Below are 16,620 nucleotides of genomic sequence, written 5' to 3'. Positions count from 1 at the left end.
GAAACCCTAGGTCACGGGGGTGCGCGCGATGACGCGACGGTAGGCGATCTCGGCCAGCCGTGCCTGGCCGTCCGTGCTGGGGTGGAACCAGTCCCAGTGGCTCAACTGGTCCGTGCCGAAGCGGTAGTCGTAGACCGCGCCCCCGTCGAAACGGCACCGCTCGTCCGTGGCGCACACCTGCTCCAGGACCTTGTTGTACGCCTCCACCCGGTCCAGCACCGTGTCCCGCCGCTCGGTCGCCGCCGAGTCCAGGGCGTCCGCGTCGGCCAGCATCGAGGGACAGATGCCCAGCTTCCACACCTCCTTGCCCAGCGGGCTCGCCCGCCCCTGCGACCAGAGCCGCTTGAGATTCGGCACGCTCGCGACGTAGACCTGCGTCTTCGGCAGTGCCCGCCGCAGCGTCTTCAGCGACTCCTCGAACTCGGCACGGAAGTCGGCCACGGAGGTCATCGCCGAGGTCGAGGCCCGGCAGGCGTCATTGGCCCCCACCATCACCGTGACCAACTGCGGCCTGCGCGCCGCCGCTTGACCCATCTGCGCGGGCAGGTCGGCCATCCGCGCCCCGGTCTCCGCGTAGTTCCAACTGCGCTCCGCCGCGCCCGCCTTCCCCAGCAGCCGTACGGCGAGACTGTCGACCGAGGCCGAACTGCCGGTCGCCCAGGACACCTCCGGGCAGTCCGACAGGACCGTACAGGCGTCGAAACCACGGGTGATGGAGTCACCGACCGCCGCCACCGAGGACGGACTGGGGTCCCACAACGGAGCGGGCTTCGCCTTGGCCGCCGTACCGCTCTTGCTGTGGGTACCGGAGGACGCACCCCCGCTCCCGTCACAGCCGGCCGCGCCCAGCACGGCAGCCGTCACGAGGGCGAGCGCGGCCCGTGAACGAAGACGTCGGATTCGCATGTTGAGAGCCATCCCCTCCACCCCTCTCTGCGGAGGGAATCCGATCCCAGGAAGAAGGTGCACGTTCCGCATGATCTCTTCGCAGCGTGTCAGCATGTCGTCGTTGAGGACTGCACGCCGGTACTTGGTAACAAACACCAAGTGTAATAAATTCGAGAATTTCGACCGGAAGGGGGTGGGCTGGATGATCCGTGCGTACAAGTTCCTCATGCGGCCCACCGTGGGCCAGCAAGTCGCGCTGAGCGAGATGCTGAGCGATCACTGCTCCCTCTACAACGCTGCCTTGCAGGAACGTCGCGACGCCTACCGACACGCCTCGAAGACGAGCGTGAAGTACGGGCAGCAGTCCGGACAACTCAAGGACATCCGGGCTTTTGACCCCGAGCGGCAGGGGCGCTGGTCCTTCTCCTCGCAGCAGGCGACATTGCGCCGGTTGGACAAGGCGTTCACCGCGTTCTTCCGTCGGATCAAAGCCGGGGACAGGCCCGGGTACCCGCGCTTCCGTGGGGTGAACCGGTTCGTCACGGTGGACTTCCCGAAGGACGGGGACGGCTGCCGGTGGGACTCCACTCCGCACGACCCCGCGACCCGGGTCCGCTTCCAGGGCGTCGGGCACGTCAAGGTCAACCAGCACCGCGCGGTGGTCGGCAAGGTCAAGACCGTGTCGGTCAAGCGCGAGGGCCGTAAGTGGTTTGTCGTGCTGACCGCCGAGCAGCGCCGGCCTGAGCCGCTGCCCGCGACCGGCTCAGTAGTCGGCATCGACCTCGGTATTGCCTCGTTCCTCACTGATTCCAACGGCGGGCACATCGCCAACCCGCGCCACGCGCGCAAGGCGGCCGCAAAGCTCGAAGTCGCGCAGCAGGCCCTGAGCCGCTTTCCGCGCCGCAGGGCCAAGGACCGTACCCGCAACCATCAGCACGCTGTGGACAACGTCGCCAAGCTCCACGGCAAGGTACGCCGCCAGCGGCTCGACCACGCGCACAAGACCGCGCTCGGCCTGGTTCGTGAGCACGACTTCATCGCGCACGAAGACCTCAAGATCCGCAACATGAGCAAGGCTCCCGCCCCGAAGCCGGACCCCGAGAAGCCGGGCGGTTTCCTGCCGAACGGGGCCGCGAGCAAGGCCGGGCTGAACCGTTCGATCGCTGACGCCGGTTGGGGGGTGTTCCTAGCGATTCTGAACGCAAAGGCTGAAAGCGCCGGGCGGGAAGTAACGGCCGTGGACCCCCGCAACACCTCCCGCATGTGCCCCGAATGCGGGCACACCGCCAAGGAGAACCGGCCCACCCAGGAGAAGTTCCACTGCCTCTCGTGCGGCCACCGGGCACACGCCGACGTCGTCGGAGCGACCAACGTTTTACGGGCCGGGCTGGTCCGTCGCGACGCCAACCAGGCATAGCGAGAAGCCACCCCGATTGGGGGGTGGAGGAGTCACAACGGTCTCAACCCATCACAACAACCAACTGACAACGCGCCAGAGTTCCGCATCCGCCCGATGCAACGGCACACCCCCGTACAAGCGTCCCCATGGGTGAATGGCAGCGTTTCCTGGTACCAGGACGGACGGTACGTCACACTCCGCGCGCCGCCGCACGGTAGCCTCGCCCTCAACGTGGCTGCCCTGCCGCCGCCGTTCGCCAGTCTGCAAGATGCCCCGCTCTGTCCGGAGGTCCCGGTGACGACACGTGGAGTTCTGTACGTGCACTCCGCGCCGCGCGCGCTGTGCCCGCACGTCGAGTGGGCCGTCGCCGGGGTGCTCGGCACACGCGTCAGCCTCGACTGGATCCGCCAGCCCGCCGCCCCCGGAACCTGGCGCTCCGAATTCTCCTGGCAGGCAGAGGTAGGAACGGCGTCCAAGCTGGCGTCGGCCCTCCGCGGCTGGCACCTCCTCCGCTTCGAGGTCACTGCCGAGCCCTGCCCCACCGCCGAGGGCGAGCGCTATAGCTGCACCCCCGACCTGGGCATCTTCCACGCCGTCACCGGCATCCACGGCGACATCCTGATCCCGGAGGACCGCCTCCGCGCGGCGCTCACCCGCTCCCAACAGGGCGAGACCAACCTGGAGTCCGAGATCGCCAAGCTCCTCGGCAAGCCCTGGGACGACGAGTTGGAGCCGTTCCGGTACGCGGGCGAGGGCGCACCGGTGCGCTGGCTGCACCAGGTGGTCTAGGGGCTTTGCCGTCCCGGTCGCGGGTGGGGGCACACGCGAACCAGGGACAGGATGTCGATGACGTGACACCCTCGTAGTCCGCCGATCGCGGCGGTTCGACGGGATGAGGGGGCGGGATGGCGGAGATCGTCCTGGTGCACGGAATCGCTCAGGAGCAGAAGTCGGCCGACACCCTGGAAAAGGAATGGCTGCCCGACTTGGCCGGCGGGGTGCGAACTGCCGGCGGTGCAGGGCTTGCCGACGCATTGTGGCGCAGTGCCCGACCGGGTCGGCTGGAATCCCGTATGGCGTTCTACGGCGATGTCTTTCTGCAGAAGGGGGCTCAAGGAGCTGCTGAGGATCCGGCCGAACTCACCGAGACCCAGCGGGAACTCACCGACGCCCTGGCTCTCGAATGGCTTCGTAACGCGCGCGACCGAGCTCCCGAGCCCGGTGACCGGCGTATCGCGCGGACGGTCCTCCACGACATCGAGGGCGGAGACGAAGGGCGGCAGGGCCGCAGGTCGGCGGGACGGGCGGCGGTGAACGGGCTCGCTCGGCTCAAGTGGTTCAGCCGGCTGGGCATGGGTTTCGCGCAGCGCTTCGTCAACAAGTCCTTGGTCCAGGTCACGCGCTACATGACCGAACCCTCCGTATACGAGGAAGTGCAGCAGCGGATCGCCGACCTGATCGGTCCCGAGACGAGAATCCTGGTGGGGCACTCTCTCGGGTCGGTGGCCGCGTACGAGGCTGCTCTCCGCTTGGAGGGAGAGCTTCCGCTGCTGCTGACTCTCGGTTCCCCGCTCGGCCTGCGGACACTCGTCCACGACCGGTTGGAAGGTGAACATCAGGTCCCTGAGCTGGTGGGGCGGTGGGTCAACCTTGCCGACAAGGACGATGTGATCGCGGCGGAGCCGGACCTCGCCAAACGCTTCGCCGATCCTCGTGGCGTTCTTGAGTCGGACTGGACGCTGGACAACGGTGAGGACGACCCGCACAGCGCCCAGGCATACCTGACGAAGCGGCAGACGGGACAGGCGGTTCGAGAGACTCTGGAGCCCCGGTAGGCGGACGTCAGTTGGCCGTGACCAGGGGACGGAGCACCTGGAACATGCTCTCGCGCACGTTCCCTGCGAGGGCGGCGTCCTCTCCTTGGTGCCGCTCGATCTCCACGAGCAGTGTGCCCCAACTCGCGAGAGCCTCGGTGACCTTGCCGGTCGCGTTCAGACACGTCGCGACGCCGTTGCGCGCTGTGAGCTGAAGGTGGCTGCCCGATAATCCCGGGATTCGCTCGATGTCCGCCACGAGCGTGCGAAACCGGAACAGGGCTCGGGCAGGGTCGCCGGCCTGGCGCATCCAGGAAGCGGCGTTGTTTCGGGTGGTCAGCGTGACCAAGTGCTCCGGGCCCAGGACGCGCCCACATTCCTTCTCCAGTTTGAGGTAGAGGAGGCACGCCATGGCGGGATCGTCAACGCCCAACCAGTCCGCGGCGAGCGCACCGACTTGGAGGATCTCCTCGGCGTCAGGATGGTGGGAGGCGTTCGGACGCCGAGGGTCCAGAGCGTCCTGGCAGTCGGCGGCGAGTTCCTCGTAGAGCTTCCGTGCGGTGGCGTGATGGCCGCACATCTCGGTCCAGTGGGCGACGCCTCCCTGCGCGTTGAGGACAGCGAGGTCGTAAGGTCCCAACGTCTTCTTGAACCGGACGAGCCAGCTCGACCAGCGCAGGAGATTGGTCTCGGGTACTGCGGAAACCCGGTCGACCAGAGACTGCACCACTCCGTTGGGGTCGTCCTGCTCCCAGAAGTGAGTGGCCTCCGCCTCGGCGGCATAGTCGTAGAGAGGGTCTCCGTCGATCTGCCTCCCTCGGGGAGCGAGTTCGCGCAGCGCTTGGCCCAAGGCTCTGTGGCCGGCTGCGACGTCCACGCCGAACTCCGCCCCGGGACGCGCTTTCCCGGAGGCCAGATACTGGGACAGCGTGGGGTGGAACAAAGCGTAGGACTGCTTCTCATCATCCAGCGGGCGAGTGATGACGAGCCGACTGAGGCGTTGCAGGGTGCCCTTCACGAGTTTCGGAGTGGCGGAACGGCGGAGACGGGCCACAGCCTGGAGGAGTAAGGGCTCTGGGACGGCGACGGCCCCGGTAGCGGACGCGGCGGAGGTCAGCACGGTCAGGACGGCTCTGACGACCGAGTCCTCCCAGGATTCGTCGCCCAGGATCTTGTGCAGCCGCTGGGTGTACGTGCCGTCGGTGTCGTCCGGGAGTGTGTCGAGATCGTAGTCCTCCAGCCAGTCGGCGAGCAGGGTGACCACCAGCCAGTTGCCCCCGCTCCGTTCGATCACGTGCCGGTGGACGTAATCTCCGATTCCACGTCTCGTCAGATAGGCCGTGATCTGGTTCTCGTGAGCGGCCGACAGCTCTACGGTCGTGAACTCCCACCATGTCGGGGCGGCCGCCGGCCGACCGGAGAGCAGGACGCGCATGCCGAGTATGGACCGGGTCTGCTGATAGCCCTGACGGTAGATCAGTTCGGTGACCAGGTCGCGGATTTCGGGCAGCACCGACTGCCGCAACTGGTCGAGGCCGTCGAGGGCGATACGGAACGAAAGCTGCTCGATCGGCACCCTTTCGTGAAGCTGGTCCAACGCGTTCAGCAACGACTGCTTGTTGCCTCCGTCCGGCCCGTCGACATAGACGTCGGCGAAGCCCGGCACGCTTGTCCGGAGTTGGCGGGCCAATGACCTTGCCACGCTGTTGACGTCATCGGCCGGCCGTAGTTCATGCAGAGCGTGAATGAACCCCCCGGGAATGTCCTTGCTGAGTTCGGGCCGAGTCAGTGCGGTCAGCAGAGTGGTCTTTCCGGAGCCTGCCGACGCTTGCACCATGGTCACGGTCTGCGTTGTCGTGGCGGCCACCACCCGGTCCACGTCCGGTGTCGCCTGGAAGTTCCGCAGCTCCCGGGCAAGCGGGCGGGGTGCCTGGTTGCGCGCGAGCCACAGTTCGGAGGCCCCGGAGCTGCCGTTGTAGTCCAGCACGACCGGCTGGTGCTCCAGGACGTCTCGTTCCACGACGCTCGCGCGGATGTCGCGGCAGTACAGCAGCGGGTCGCAGCGAACGGTGCCGTGGCGCAGAATGCGCGCGGTCTCCCGGGAGAACGCGCACTCGTACGACGGCTCCAGGCTGGACGAGGTGAGCAGGTGGAAGCGGCGGTCCATGTCCCTCTCGTTGAGCACGAGCCACCGCTTCGCCGCGGTCACCGCACCCTGCCCCGCGTCACAGGTGTCCAGCAGCAGAATCAGCCCCTGGAGCCGAGTGCGCGCGGAGAGGAAGCGTCCTATCGCGGTGACCAGCGGATAGGGATGAATCCGAGCTCCGAGGTCTTCCTCGGCATCTCGCGGTAGGACGTAGTACTCGTCATCTGTGCGCAGGCCATGGCCGATATAGGCGAGGACCAGGACTGCGCGTTCCCGGTCGGCGCGATCGAACGCGTCGACCAGGGCTCCGTTGAGCTTGTCCCGGCTTGGGTTGAGTAAGGGGCCATCGAGCTCTGGCAGAGCGTGGGAGCAGCCGCCGATGGCAGGCCGCCGCACCGCCTCGTCCAGCTCGCCGGCTGCCGTCTCCAGGGACTCCAGGTGTTTCCCAAGGCCCAGGCTCTCGCACTGTGACCCGATGACCAGCGCGAGCCGTCCCCCCTTGCCCATGCGTTCCAGCATAGGAGGCGGCCTGCCTCTCAAGGTGGTGAAAGAGAGAGACAGGCCGCCTAAAACCTCATGCGGGCAAGGGAGTTCAGACCGTCCGGAACGCCAGCACCACGTTGTGCCCACCGAACCCGAACGAGTCGTTCAGCGCGGCGATACGTCCCTCGACCGGCAACTTACGAGCCTCGCCGCGAACGACGTCCGCGTTGGCCTCCGCCTCCGGGTCGAGGTTCTCGACGTTGATGGTCGGCGGAGCGATCCGGTTGTACAGCGCGAGCACGGTCGCGACCGACTCGACACCGCCCGCACCACCCAGCAGATGCCCGGTCATGGACTTCGTGGCCGAGACAGCCATGTGGTCCGCGTCGTCGCCGAACACCTTGCGCAGCGCCTTCAGTTCGGCCACGTCGCCCGCCGGCGTCGACGTCGCGTGCGCGTTCACGTGCACGATCTCCGCCGCGTCCAGGTCGGTGTTGTCCATCAGGTTCCGCAGGGCCTGCGAGATGCCGCGCCCCTCCGGCTCCGGCTGCACGATGTCGTGGCCGTCGGCGGAGATGCCCTGCCCGACCGCCTCGGCGTACACCCGGGCACCGCGCTTCGCGGCGTGCTCGGCGGACTCCAGGACCAGGACGCCGGCGCCCTCGCCGAGGACGAAGCCGTCGCGGCCGGTGTCGTAGGGACGCGAGGCACCCTGTGGGTCGTCGTTGTTCTTGGACATCGCCATCATGTTGCCGAACGCGGCGATGGGGAGGGGGTGGATGGCCGCCTCCGTGCCACCCGCGACCACGACGTCGGCGCGGCCGGTGCGGATCATCTCGATGGCGTAGCCGATGGCCTCGGCGCCGGAGGCGCACGCGGAGACCGGCGTGTGCACGCCCGCGCGGGCGCCGACGAGCAGACCCACGTTGGCGGACGGGCCGTTCGGCATCAGCATGGGGACGGTGTGCGGGGAGACGCGGCGGACGCCCTTCTCCTTCAGCACGTCGTACTGGTCGAGCAGGGTCGTCACACCGCCGATGCCGGAGGCGATGACGGTGCCCAGACGGTCGGGGTCGACCGCCGCGTCCTCACCGGCCTTGTCGGTGAAGCCGGCGTCCGCCCAGGCCTCCTTGGCCGCGATCAGCGCGAACTGCGCCGAGCGGTCCAGGCGGCGGGCCTGCGGACGCGGGATGACCTCGGAGGGGTCCACGGCGGCCGGCGCGGCGATACGGACCGCCTGCTCGGCGGCCCACTCCTGCTCCAGGGGCTTCACACCGGACTTGCCGGCGATCAGACCCTCCCAGGTCGAGGCTGCGTCGCCACCCAGCGGTGTGGTTGCGCCGATACCGGTGACGACCACGGTGCGATTGGTCGGGCTCACGGGAATTCTCTCTCCAACGGTACGAGGATTAAGCGGCGCCACCGCCGGGTGGCGGGGCCATGCAGCCGGGCCTACCAGGTGGCTCGGACCAGGTGGTCCGGGCCTACGAGGTGGCTCAGCCCTGGTTCTTGAGGATGTAGTCGGTCGCGTCGCCGACCGTCTTGAGGTTCTTGACGTCCTCGTCGGGGATCTTGACGTCGAAGCGCTCTTCGGCGGCGACGACGACCTCGACCATGGACAGCGAGTCGACGTCCAGGTCGTCGGTGAAGGACTTGTCCAGCTGGACGTCCTCAACCGGGATGCCGGCGATCTCGTTCACGATGTCGGCGAGACCGGCGACGATCTCTTCCTGAGTGGCGGCCATGTCAGGCGCTCCTTCTTTGTGATCCAGAGGGTGTGGCGTTCCCGCCGCGGCAGCGGCGGGTGAGTTCAGCCGTACCGGATCCGATGATGATCCGGCACGGAGTGCCTAGGGGAGGGTAACGACCGTCGCGGCGTACACAAGACCCGCCCCGAAGCCGATGACGAGCGCGGTGTCGCCGCTCTTGGCCTCGCCGGTCGCCAGAAGCCGCTCCATAGCGAGCGGAATCGAGGCGGCCGAGGTGTTGCCGGTGGTGCGTACGTCACGCGCGACCGTGACGTGCTCCGGCAGTTTCAGCGTCTTCACCATCGAGTCGATGATCCGCTCGTTGGCCTGGTGGGGAATGAAGACATCCAGTTCGTCCGGGGTGATCCCGGCCGCGTCCAGCGCCTGCTGGGCGACCTTCGCCATCTCGAACACGGCCCAGCGGAACACCGCCTGGCCCTCCTGCGTGATCGCAGGGAACTTGCCCGTGCTGTCGTACTCGGTCCACGGCACGGTCTGCTTGATGGTGTCCGACTTGTCGCCCTCCGAACCCCACACGGTCGGGCCGATGTGCGGCTCCTTCGCGGGGCCCACCACGACCGCGCCCGCGCCGTCACCGAACAGGAAGGCCGTCGCGCGGTCCTCCAGGTCGGTCAGGTCGGACAGCCGCTCCACGCCGATGACCAGCACGTACTCGGCGCTGCCTTCGACGACCATGCCCTTGGCGAGGGTCAGGCCGTAGCCGAAGCCCGCGCAGCCCGCCGAGATGTCGAACGCGGCGGCCTTGTTCGTGCCGAGCTTGTCCGCGATCTCCGTCGCCACGGCCGGGGTCTGCTTGAAGTGCGAGACCGTGGAGACGATCACGCCGCCGATCTGCTCGGCGGAGATCCCCGCGTCCGCGATCGCCTTGCCGGACGCCTCGATGGACATCGCGGCGACGGTCTCCTCGTCGTTCGCCCAGTGCCGGGTCTCGATGCCCGAGCGCGAGCGGATCCACTCGTCGGACGAGTCGATCGTCTCCAGGATCACCTCGTTCGGGACGACACGGACCGGACGGTAGCCGCCCACGCCGAGGATGCGCGCGTACGGTGCGCCCTTGCTCGGCTTGATCTTCGTCGACATTTCCTACGGCTCCTTCTTCAGGCGTTGGCGTGCTCGGCGATGAGCTCGCGGGCCGCGTCGAGGTCGTCCGGGGTCTTCAGGGCCAGCGTCTTCACGCCGGGCAGGGCGCGCTTGGCGAGGCCGGTCAGGGTGCCGCCGGGGCACACCTCCAGGAGCGCGGTGACGCCCAGCTCCTTGAAGGTCTCCATGCACAGGTCCCAGCGGACCGGGTTGGCGACCTGGCCGACCAGCCGGTCCAGCACCTCGGCACCGGTGGCGACGGCCTTGCCGTCCTTGTTCGAGACGTACGTGATCTTCGGGTCGGCCGGGGCCAGTTCCTGCGCGGCCTTGGCGAGCGTGTCGACCGCCGGGCCCATGTGCCGCGTGTGGAACGCGCCGGCCACCTTCAGCGCCACGACCCGCCGCACACCCTCGGGCTTGTCGGCCTCCAGGGCGGCGAGCTGCTCCAGCGTGCCGGCGGCCACGATCTGGCCCGCGCCGTTCACGTTCGCCGGGGTCAGGCCCAGCTTCTCCAGATGCGCGACCGTGGTGTCCGGGTCGCCGCCGAGCAGCGCCGACATCCCGGTCGCGGTGATCGCGGCGGCCTCGGCCATCGCCAGACCACGCTTGCGTACGAGGGTCAGGGCGGCCGTGTCGTCCAGGACGCCCGCGAGGACGGCGGCGGTGAATTCGCCGACGCTGTGACCGGCCACCGCGCCCGGCGCCACGTCACCGAGTGCCGCGGCGGAGACCAGTCCGGCGGCGACGAGCAGCGGCTGGGCGACGGCGGTGTCACGGATCTCGTCCGCGTCGGCGTCCGTGCCGTAGTGCACCAGATCGAGGTCGACGGCGGCCGAGAGGGCACGCAGACGGTCCTCGACACCGGGGAGGTCGAGCCAGGGAGTCAGGAAGCCGGGCGTCTGGGCGCCCTGGCCGGGAGCGACGAGTACGAGCACTCTCACACTCTCTCTTGGGGACGGGCACGGCCGCCCGTGGGGACAGGGACGAAGAACGGGAAGGGGTTTTGTGGAGCCCCGACAAAAGGCTAGTTCTGGGGATCTCCATCGGCCAGACGCCCCAGGATCAGCGCGATCCGCAGCGTGAACGCGGACCGTACATCGGATGGCGACCAGCCGGTGACGTCAGTCACACGTCGAAGCCGGTAGCGCACGGTGTTGGGATGCACGAACAGCATCCGCGCGGCACCTTCGAGGCTACTCGCCTGCTCCAGATAGACACTGAGTGTCTCCAGGAGCGCGGACCCGGCCTCCTCCAGCGGTCTGTAGATCTCCTCCACCAACTGGTCCCGGGCGCTGGGGTCACCGGCCATCGCGCGTTCCGGAAGCAGGTCGTCCGCCAGTACCGGGCGCGGCGCGTCCTGCCAGGCGGAGCACGCCTTGAGCCCGGCGGCGGCGGCCTGTGCGGACCGGGTCGCGGCCAGCAGGTCGGGCACGATCGGCCCCGCGACCACGGGACCGGCCGCATAAGGGCCGATCAGCGACTTGGCGACGGCGAGCGGATTGTCGCTGCCGCCGGCGATGACGACGAGCCGGTCCCCGAGCACCCCGGTGAGCACCTGGAGCTTGGCGTGCCGGGCGGCCCGCCGGATCGCCTCCACGGTCAGTTCACTGTCGCCGTCGGGCGCGGTCCCCAGCACCACACAGACATGCTCGGGCGAGCTCCACCCCAGAGCCGCGGCTCGGCTGACCGCCCCCTCGTCGGCCTCACCGCTCAGCACGGCGTTCACGACGAGCGACTCCAGCCGGGCGTCCCACGCGCCCCGCGCCTCGGCGGCCTGCGCGTACACCTGGGCGGTCGCGAAGGCGATCTCCCGGGCGTACACGAGAAGCGCCTCGCGCAGCACGGACTCGTCGCCAGGGGCGGCCACCTCGTCGATCGCGGACTCCATGACCTCGATGGTGGTGCGCACCATCTCGACGGTCTGGCGGAGTGTGATGGCCCGGGTCAGTTCGCGGGGCGCGGTCCCGAACACGTCGGTGGAGATGGCCTGCGGCGCGTCGGGATGCCGGAACCACTCGGTGAAGGCGGCGATACCGGCCTGCGCGACCAGTCCGATCCAGGAACGGTTCTCCGGTGGCATCGCCCGGTACCACGACAGCGTCTCGTCCATGCGCGCGATGGCCTGGGCGGCGAGACTCCCGGACGACTGCTCCAGCCGCTTCAGAGTCGCCGGGTGCGAGTGGGCTCGGGGGGCGGGGCCTGCGGGTCTGCTGGTTTCTGGTTCGGGCACGGGGACAAGACTGCCTTATCCGGGCGGGGGTGTGCGGTGCGGGTGGCTGCGCCGGGCTTTACGGTGCCGGGCGCCTGGGTCGGGGTTTCGGTCGGCGTCCCCGGGGGCTCCGCCCCCAGACCCCCGGGCCTATGCCCACCCACCACCCGACTCGGTGGGCCAAGAAGTGCACCCACCACCCGACTCGGTAGGCCGAGAAGTGCACCAGCCGCTCGACCCGGTCGGGCTGGACGCCGTAGGGAAACGGATCGGTGCCCCGCAGGGCTAACGTATTGGTCGTGATGGACGTACGGCGTTCCGCCGAGCGCTACCCAGGGGGTGACCCGGGGGCCGGGATCGAGTCGTGGCATGCCTTCTCCTTCGGGCCGCACTACGACCCCGACAACCTCCGGTTCGGCGCGGTCATCGCCTGCAACGAGGAGCGGCTCGCCCCCGGTGCCGGTTTCGACGAACACCCGCACAGCCACACGGAGATCATCACCTGGGTCGTGGAAGGGGAGCTGAGCCACCGCGACTCCACCGGCCACCTCACCCGCGTCCGCCCCGGAGACGTCCAGCGCCTCAGCTCGGGCGCGGGCGTACGGCACGTCGAGCGCAACGACAGCGACTCGCCCCTGACCTTCGTGCAGATGTGGTTCGCCCCCCTGGAACCCGGCGGCGAACCGTCGTACGGGATCGTCCACGGCATCGCGGACTCCACTCCGTACGCGGTGCCGGAGGCGGGCGCGATGCTGCACGTGCGTCGGCTCACGCCGGGGGAGCGTACGGCCGTACCGGATGCGGTGCATGTGTACGTGCATGTGGTGCGGGGCGAAGTGAGCCTGGGCGGCGAGAAGTTGGGGCCGGGGGATGCCGCGCGGATCACGGATGCGCGGGATCTGGTGGTGCAGGCGGCGACCGGGGCCGAGCTGTTGATGTGGGAGATGCTCTAGAGCTCCGCGAGCACCGCGTCCGTGAAGGCCGGCCACGCCTCGACCGCCCACGCCCCGAACGCCCGGTCCGTCAGGGCCACGCACCCCGCGTCCGCGACCGGGTCGATCCACAGGAACGTACCGGACTGGCCGAAGTGGCCGAAGGTGCGCGGGGAGGACGAACTGCCGGTCCAGTGCGGGGACTTGGAGTCGCGGATCTCGAAGCCGAGGCCCCAGTCGTTGGGGTTCTGGTGGCCGTAGCCGGGCAACACGCCCTTGGTGCCGGGGTACTGGACCGTCATCGCCTCGGCGACCGTGCGGGGGTCGAGGAGGCGCGGGGCCTGGAGTTCGGCGGCGAAGCGGAGGAGGTCGGTGACTGTCGAGATGCCGTCCTTCGCCGGGGAGCCTTGCAGCGAGGTCGAGTTCATGCCGAGCGGGGCCAGCACCGCCTGGTGCAGGTAGTCCGCGAACGGGATCTCCGTCGCCTTCGCGAGGTGGTCGCCGAGTTGCTCGAAGCCCGCGTTCGAGTACAGGCGGCGCTGCCCGGGCGGAGCCGTCACACGGTGTTCGTCGAAGGCCAACCCCGAGGTGTGGGCGAGGAGATGGCGGACGGTGGCGCCGGGCGGGCCCGCCGGTTCGTCCAGTTCGATCGCGCCCTCCTCGTACGCGACGAGGGCCGCGTACGCCGCGAGCGGCTTGGTGACCGAGGCGAGCGGGAAGCGGTGGTCGGCCGGGCCGTGGGTGCCGAGGACGGTTCCGTCGGCCCGTACGACACCCGCCGCGGCGGTCGGCACCGGCCAGTTCTCGATCAGCGCGAGGCTCTGCAGGGACATGCCGTCGAGCCTAAGCGGTCAGAGCTTCAGCTCCATCAAAGGGTCCGGCTTGGGCTCGAAACCGAGGGAGGCGTACAGCGGCCCGGCGTCCTGGGACGCGGTCAGGTGGACGCGCCGGGCGCCGCGCTCGCCGAACCAGGCCAGCAGCTCCTCCATGCACGCGCGCGCGCGTACCCACGACGCCGCGCGTCCGGGTCGGTGGCCACGCTGAACACGTACCCGACCTTGCCGTGCGGGTTGCCGGCCTTCCCGATCCGGTATTCGAGGGTCCCGACCACGAGGGCCGCCAGCGCCCCGGGCCGCTCCGGATGCTCGACGACGAAGGCCCCGAAGTCCTCGTCCGAGGCCAGCTTCTCCAGTAGCGTCGGCAGTGACTCCGCGTGCCAGTCCGTGCCGGGGTCCGATCCCGCCATCGAGTCGATCATCACCTGGCGCAGTCGCAGTAGTTCGGCGGCATCGTCGGGGGCTGCCCGTCGTACGAGACTCATGACCCGCACGCTATCCACCGCGCCCCCGGACCGTCCCGCCGATTTCTTACCGGTTCCGCTTGCTTCGAGTGCACTCCAAGGCCATAGCGTGGTCGTCATGACGGTGATGGAGACCACGGGTACCAGGACCGACACCTGCGCGGGCCCGCCGCAGGGCGAGCGGCGTCCGGACGGCGCGGACAGCTACACGATCAGCGAGGTCGTCGCGTTCACCGGCCTGACGGCACACACCCTGCGCTGGTACGAGCGCATCGGCCTGATGCCGCACATCGACCGCTCGCACACCGGCCAGCGCCGCTACAGCAACCGCGACCTCGACTGGCTCGACCTCGTCGGCAAGCTCCGCCTCACCGGCATGCCGGTCGCCGACATGGTCCGCTACGCCGAACTGGTCCGCGAGGGCGACCACACCTACGGCGACCGCTTCGACCTGCTGGAGGCGACCCGCCGGGACGTCCTGGCCAGGATCGCCGAACTGCACGACACCCTCGCCGTACTCGACCGGAAGATCGCCTTCTACGGCGAAGCCGGCCACGCGTTCGAGAAGGAGAAAGCCGGATGACCGACACCACGATCCCGACCGCACGACTCGGCGCGGCCGGCCCCGCGGTCGGCGTCCAGGGCCTCGGCTGCATGGGCATGAGCTTCGCCTACGGCCCCGCGGACGCGAAGCAGTCGCTGGCCGCCCTGGACCGCGCGCTGGAACTGGGCGTGACCCTGTACGACACGGCCGACGCGTACGGCATGGGGGAGAACGAGCGGTTCCTGTCGCCGTTCTTCAAGGCGCACCGCGACCAGGTCGTCGTCGCCACCAAGTTCGCCCTGTCGATCCCGCCGGGCGAGCCGACCCGGCGCGTCATCCGCAACGACCGCCCGTACATCCGCCAGGCCGTGGAGGCCAGCCTCGACCGCCTCGGCATCGACACCATCGACCTCTACTACATGCACCGCCGTGACCCGAAGATCCCCATCGAGGACACCGTCGGCGCGATGGCGGAGCTGGTCCGCGAGGGCAAGGTCAAGCACCTCGGGCTGAGCGAGATCACGGGCGCGGAGCTGCGGGCGGCCCACGCCGTGCACCCGATCGCCGCCGTGCAGTCGGAGTGGTCGCTGTTCAGCCGTGACGTCGAGATCAGCCTGGTCGGCGCCGCCGCCAAGCTGGGCGTGGCGGTCGTACCGTACTCACCGCTGGGCCGTGGCTTCCTCACCGGTTCCTTCTCGAACGCCGAACAGGACCTGACGGAGGGCGACTTCCGCCGCACCCAGCCCCGCTTCACCGGCGAGAACGCGGCCGCCAACGGCGCCCTCCTGGAGCCGGTGCGGACGGTCGCCGAGGCACACGGAGCCTCCCTCGGCCAGATCGCCCTCGCCTGGGTCCAACAGCGCGCCCAGGTCCACGGCCTGCCGATCATCCCCATCCCGGGCACGACCAAGCCGGGCCGGGTGGAGGAGAACACGGCAGCGACCAGGATCGTCCTGACGGATACCGAGCTGTCCCTCCTGGAGCCGATCGCCGGCAAGGTGGCGGGGGACCGCTACGCGGACATGACCTTCGCATCGACAAGCAGGGAGAACTGACAAACGCCTGGCGGGATGCGCCCCTTTAGGGGCGCGGGGCTGTGACATTTGCGGCTCCGCCGCGTGGGCGCGACCAACCCCCACCGGCCCGCACTCAAAGCTCTGCCAGCAGCTCCGCTTTCTTCACGCTGAACTCCTCATCCGTCACCAACCCCGCCGCATGCAGCTCCGCCAGATGCCGAATCCGCTCGGCGATATCCGCAGGATCACGCCGAGCCGCCGGGATCACAGCCGCAGGCCGCGCGGAGCGAACCGCCGCAAGCACCGCCCCCGCGAACGGCAAAGACTCGTGCACAGGCCCGTACCCCAACCCGAACACCACAGCCGCCGGATCCTGATCCACCGGCACCAGCGGCGCAGCCCCCCGCAACAGCCGTAGATGCCCCTCAAAAACCTCGGGGGAGCGCCACTCGACCCCGCTCAGGCCGGCGATCGCGAAGCTCTGGTCGCCGGCCTTCCACTTCGCGGACGACGCCCCCGTCCAGAACCAGCGGAACGACACCGTCTTCCCGTCGAAGGACGCCTTCCCGTCGTACGCCTTGAACCGCAACGGCACCTCGGGCGCGGCCACCAGAAACCGCTCGGCGGGTTCGGCGTCCTGTTTCAACTGCGCACGCAACTCGTCGGCGTAGTACTCCGCGAGGGTCTCGCGCTCGGCCGGCAGGACGAGGCGATAGGGATCGCAGCTCTCCTTGAGCTGACCCGCGGCCGCCTCCATCAGGGGGTCGGCGCCGGGCCGGGGCTCCGCGCGGAGCACGACCGTGCCGCGCCGGCCGGGAGCGAGCGTCACCGCCTGGATCGCCTCGAAGGGGATCCGGCGCTCCCCGAGCGCCTGAAATAGCTTGGGTGTTCGAATGCTGCGTTCGTAGCGGATGAGCACCGAGTCGGAATCGAACTCCCAGGCGGCATGAAATCCGGCCAGTACGTCACCCATGCGGCTCATCGTAGGCGGCACATGCTCCTCCGTCCCATCCCCGCGCAGACCGCACTTCCTGCTGTTT

Annotated in this window: 15 protein-coding genes and 1 pseudogene; 6 read left to right on the top strand and 10 right to left on the bottom strand. The window is 69.2% G+C overall.

The window, feature by feature from the left end; translation table 11 throughout:
* Positions 1 to 6: 6 nt before the first annotated feature.
* The gene (locus OG223_RS17075) at positions 7 to 906 is read right to left on the bottom strand and encodes an SGNH/GDSL hydrolase family protein (protein WP_329248861.1); all 900 of its coding nucleotides are present in this window, start codon (positions 904 to 906) and stop codon (positions 7 to 9) included.
* Between the two features lie 184 nt (positions 907 to 1,090).
* Between OG223_RS17075 and OG223_RS17070 the strand changes: the two genes are divergently transcribed.
* The 3 genes from OG223_RS17070 (at position 1,091) to OG223_RS17060 (ending at position 4,122) form a co-directional block, all read left to right on the top strand.
* Positions 1,091 to 2,305 carry an RNA-guided endonuclease InsQ/TnpB family protein gene (locus tag OG223_RS17070; RefSeq protein WP_329265315.1) on the top strand — a complete coding sequence of 405 codons (1,215 nt, stop codon included), beginning with the start codon at positions 1,091 to 1,093 and terminating at the stop codon, positions 2,303 to 2,305.
* Between the two features lie 276 nt (positions 2,306 to 2,581).
* Complete coding sequence (locus tag OG223_RS17065; protein ID WP_329248858.1) at positions 2,582 to 3,076, top strand: DUF3145 domain-containing protein; 495 nt, start codon at positions 2,582 to 2,584, stop codon at positions 3,074 to 3,076.
* 116 nt (positions 3,077 to 3,192) lie between these two features.
* On the top strand, positions 3,193 to 4,122 hold the full coding sequence (locus tag OG223_RS17060) for a hypothetical protein (protein ID WP_329248856.1): 930 nt from the start codon (positions 3,193 to 3,195) through the stop codon (positions 4,120 to 4,122).
* A 7-nt stretch (positions 4,123 to 4,129) separates the two neighbouring features.
* On the opposite strand, the gene OG223_RS17055 is transcribed toward OG223_RS17060, so the two are convergent.
* From OG223_RS17055 to fasR, 6 genes are all read right to left on the bottom strand, one after another.
* A complete protein-coding gene (locus OG223_RS17055; RefSeq protein WP_329248852.1) occupies positions 4,130 to 6,754 on the bottom strand; it encodes a hypothetical protein in 2,625 nt (874 codons plus the stop codon).
* A gap of 85 nt (positions 6,755 to 6,839) precedes the next feature.
* A complete protein-coding gene (locus tag OG223_RS17050) occupies positions 6,840 to 8,111 on the bottom strand; it encodes a beta-ketoacyl-[acyl-carrier-protein] synthase family protein (RefSeq protein ID WP_329248849.1) in 1,272 nt (423 codons plus the stop codon).
* Positions 8,112 to 8,226: 115 nt separating this feature from the next.
* Positions 8,227 to 8,475: an acyl carrier protein gene (locus OG223_RS17045; protein WP_019067091.1), complete on the bottom strand. Its 249-nt coding sequence runs from the start codon at positions 8,473 to 8,475 to the stop codon at positions 8,227 to 8,229.
* 105 nt (positions 8,476 to 8,580) lie between these two features.
* Positions 8,581 to 9,579, bottom strand: a complete 999-nt coding sequence (locus tag OG223_RS17040; protein WP_329248846.1) for a ketoacyl-ACP synthase III — start codon at positions 9,577 to 9,579, stop codon at positions 8,581 to 8,583.
* Between the two features lie 17 nt (positions 9,580 to 9,596).
* Complete coding sequence (locus OG223_RS17035; RefSeq protein ID WP_329248844.1) at positions 9,597 to 10,514, bottom strand: ACP S-malonyltransferase; 918 nt, start codon at positions 10,512 to 10,514, stop codon at positions 9,597 to 9,599.
* A gap of 89 nt (positions 10,515 to 10,603) precedes the next feature.
* Complete coding sequence (fasR, locus tag OG223_RS17030; protein WP_329248842.1) at positions 10,604 to 11,809, bottom strand: fatty acid biosynthesis transcriptional regulator FasR; 1,206 nt, start codon at positions 11,807 to 11,809, stop codon at positions 10,604 to 10,606.
* Positions 11,810 to 12,090: 281 nt separating this feature from the next.
* On the opposite strand from fasR, the gene OG223_RS17025 reads away from it, so the two are divergent.
* Positions 12,091 to 12,741, top strand: a complete 651-nt coding sequence (locus OG223_RS17025; RefSeq protein WP_329265313.1) for a pirin family protein — start codon at positions 12,091 to 12,093, stop codon at positions 12,739 to 12,741.
* Here OG223_RS17025 and OG223_RS17020 read toward each other — a convergent pair.
* Both OG223_RS17020 and OG223_RS17015 read right to left on the bottom strand, forming a co-directional pair.
* Positions 12,738 to 13,553: a serine hydrolase domain-containing protein gene (locus OG223_RS17020; RefSeq protein ID WP_329248839.1), complete on the bottom strand. Its 816-nt coding sequence runs from the start codon at positions 13,551 to 13,553 to the stop codon at positions 12,738 to 12,740. The two genes, OG223_RS17025 and OG223_RS17020, sit on opposite strands and share 4 nt — an antisense overlap.
* An 18-nt stretch (positions 13,554 to 13,571) precedes the next feature.
* Positions 13,572 to 14,041: pseudogene (locus OG223_RS17015) on the bottom strand (GNAT family N-acetyltransferase).
* Positions 14,042 to 14,138: 97 nt separating this feature from the next.
* Between OG223_RS17015 and OG223_RS17010 the strand changes: the two are divergent.
* Both OG223_RS17010 and OG223_RS17005 read left to right on the top strand, forming a co-directional pair.
* Entirely contained in the window at positions 14,139 to 14,603 is a 465-nt protein-coding gene (locus OG223_RS17010) for a MerR family transcriptional regulator (protein ID WP_329248837.1), read from the top strand.
* Positions 14,600 to 15,619 carry an aldo/keto reductase gene (locus OG223_RS17005; RefSeq protein WP_329248834.1) on the top strand — a complete coding sequence of 340 codons (1,020 nt, stop codon included), beginning with the start codon at positions 14,600 to 14,602 and terminating at the stop codon, positions 15,617 to 15,619. Before OG223_RS17010 ends, OG223_RS17005 begins: the two co-directional genes overlap by 4 nt.
* Positions 15,620 to 15,713: 94 nt before the next feature.
* Here OG223_RS17005 and OG223_RS17000 read toward each other — a convergent pair whose 3' ends face one another.
* A complete protein-coding gene (locus OG223_RS17000) occupies positions 15,714 to 16,562 on the bottom strand; it encodes a DUF4429 domain-containing protein (protein ID WP_329248831.1) in 849 nt (282 codons plus the stop codon).
* Between the last annotated feature and the right edge of the window lie 58 nt (positions 16,563 to 16,620).

The sequence above is a fragment of the Streptomyces sp. NBC_01478 genome (genome assembly GCF_036227225.1).
Classification (GTDB): domain Bacteria; phylum Actinomycetota; class Actinomycetes; order Streptomycetales; family Streptomycetaceae; genus Streptomyces.
Note: the sequence above shows the minus strand (reverse complement) of the source record. Positions and strands in the feature narration are given on the sequence as shown.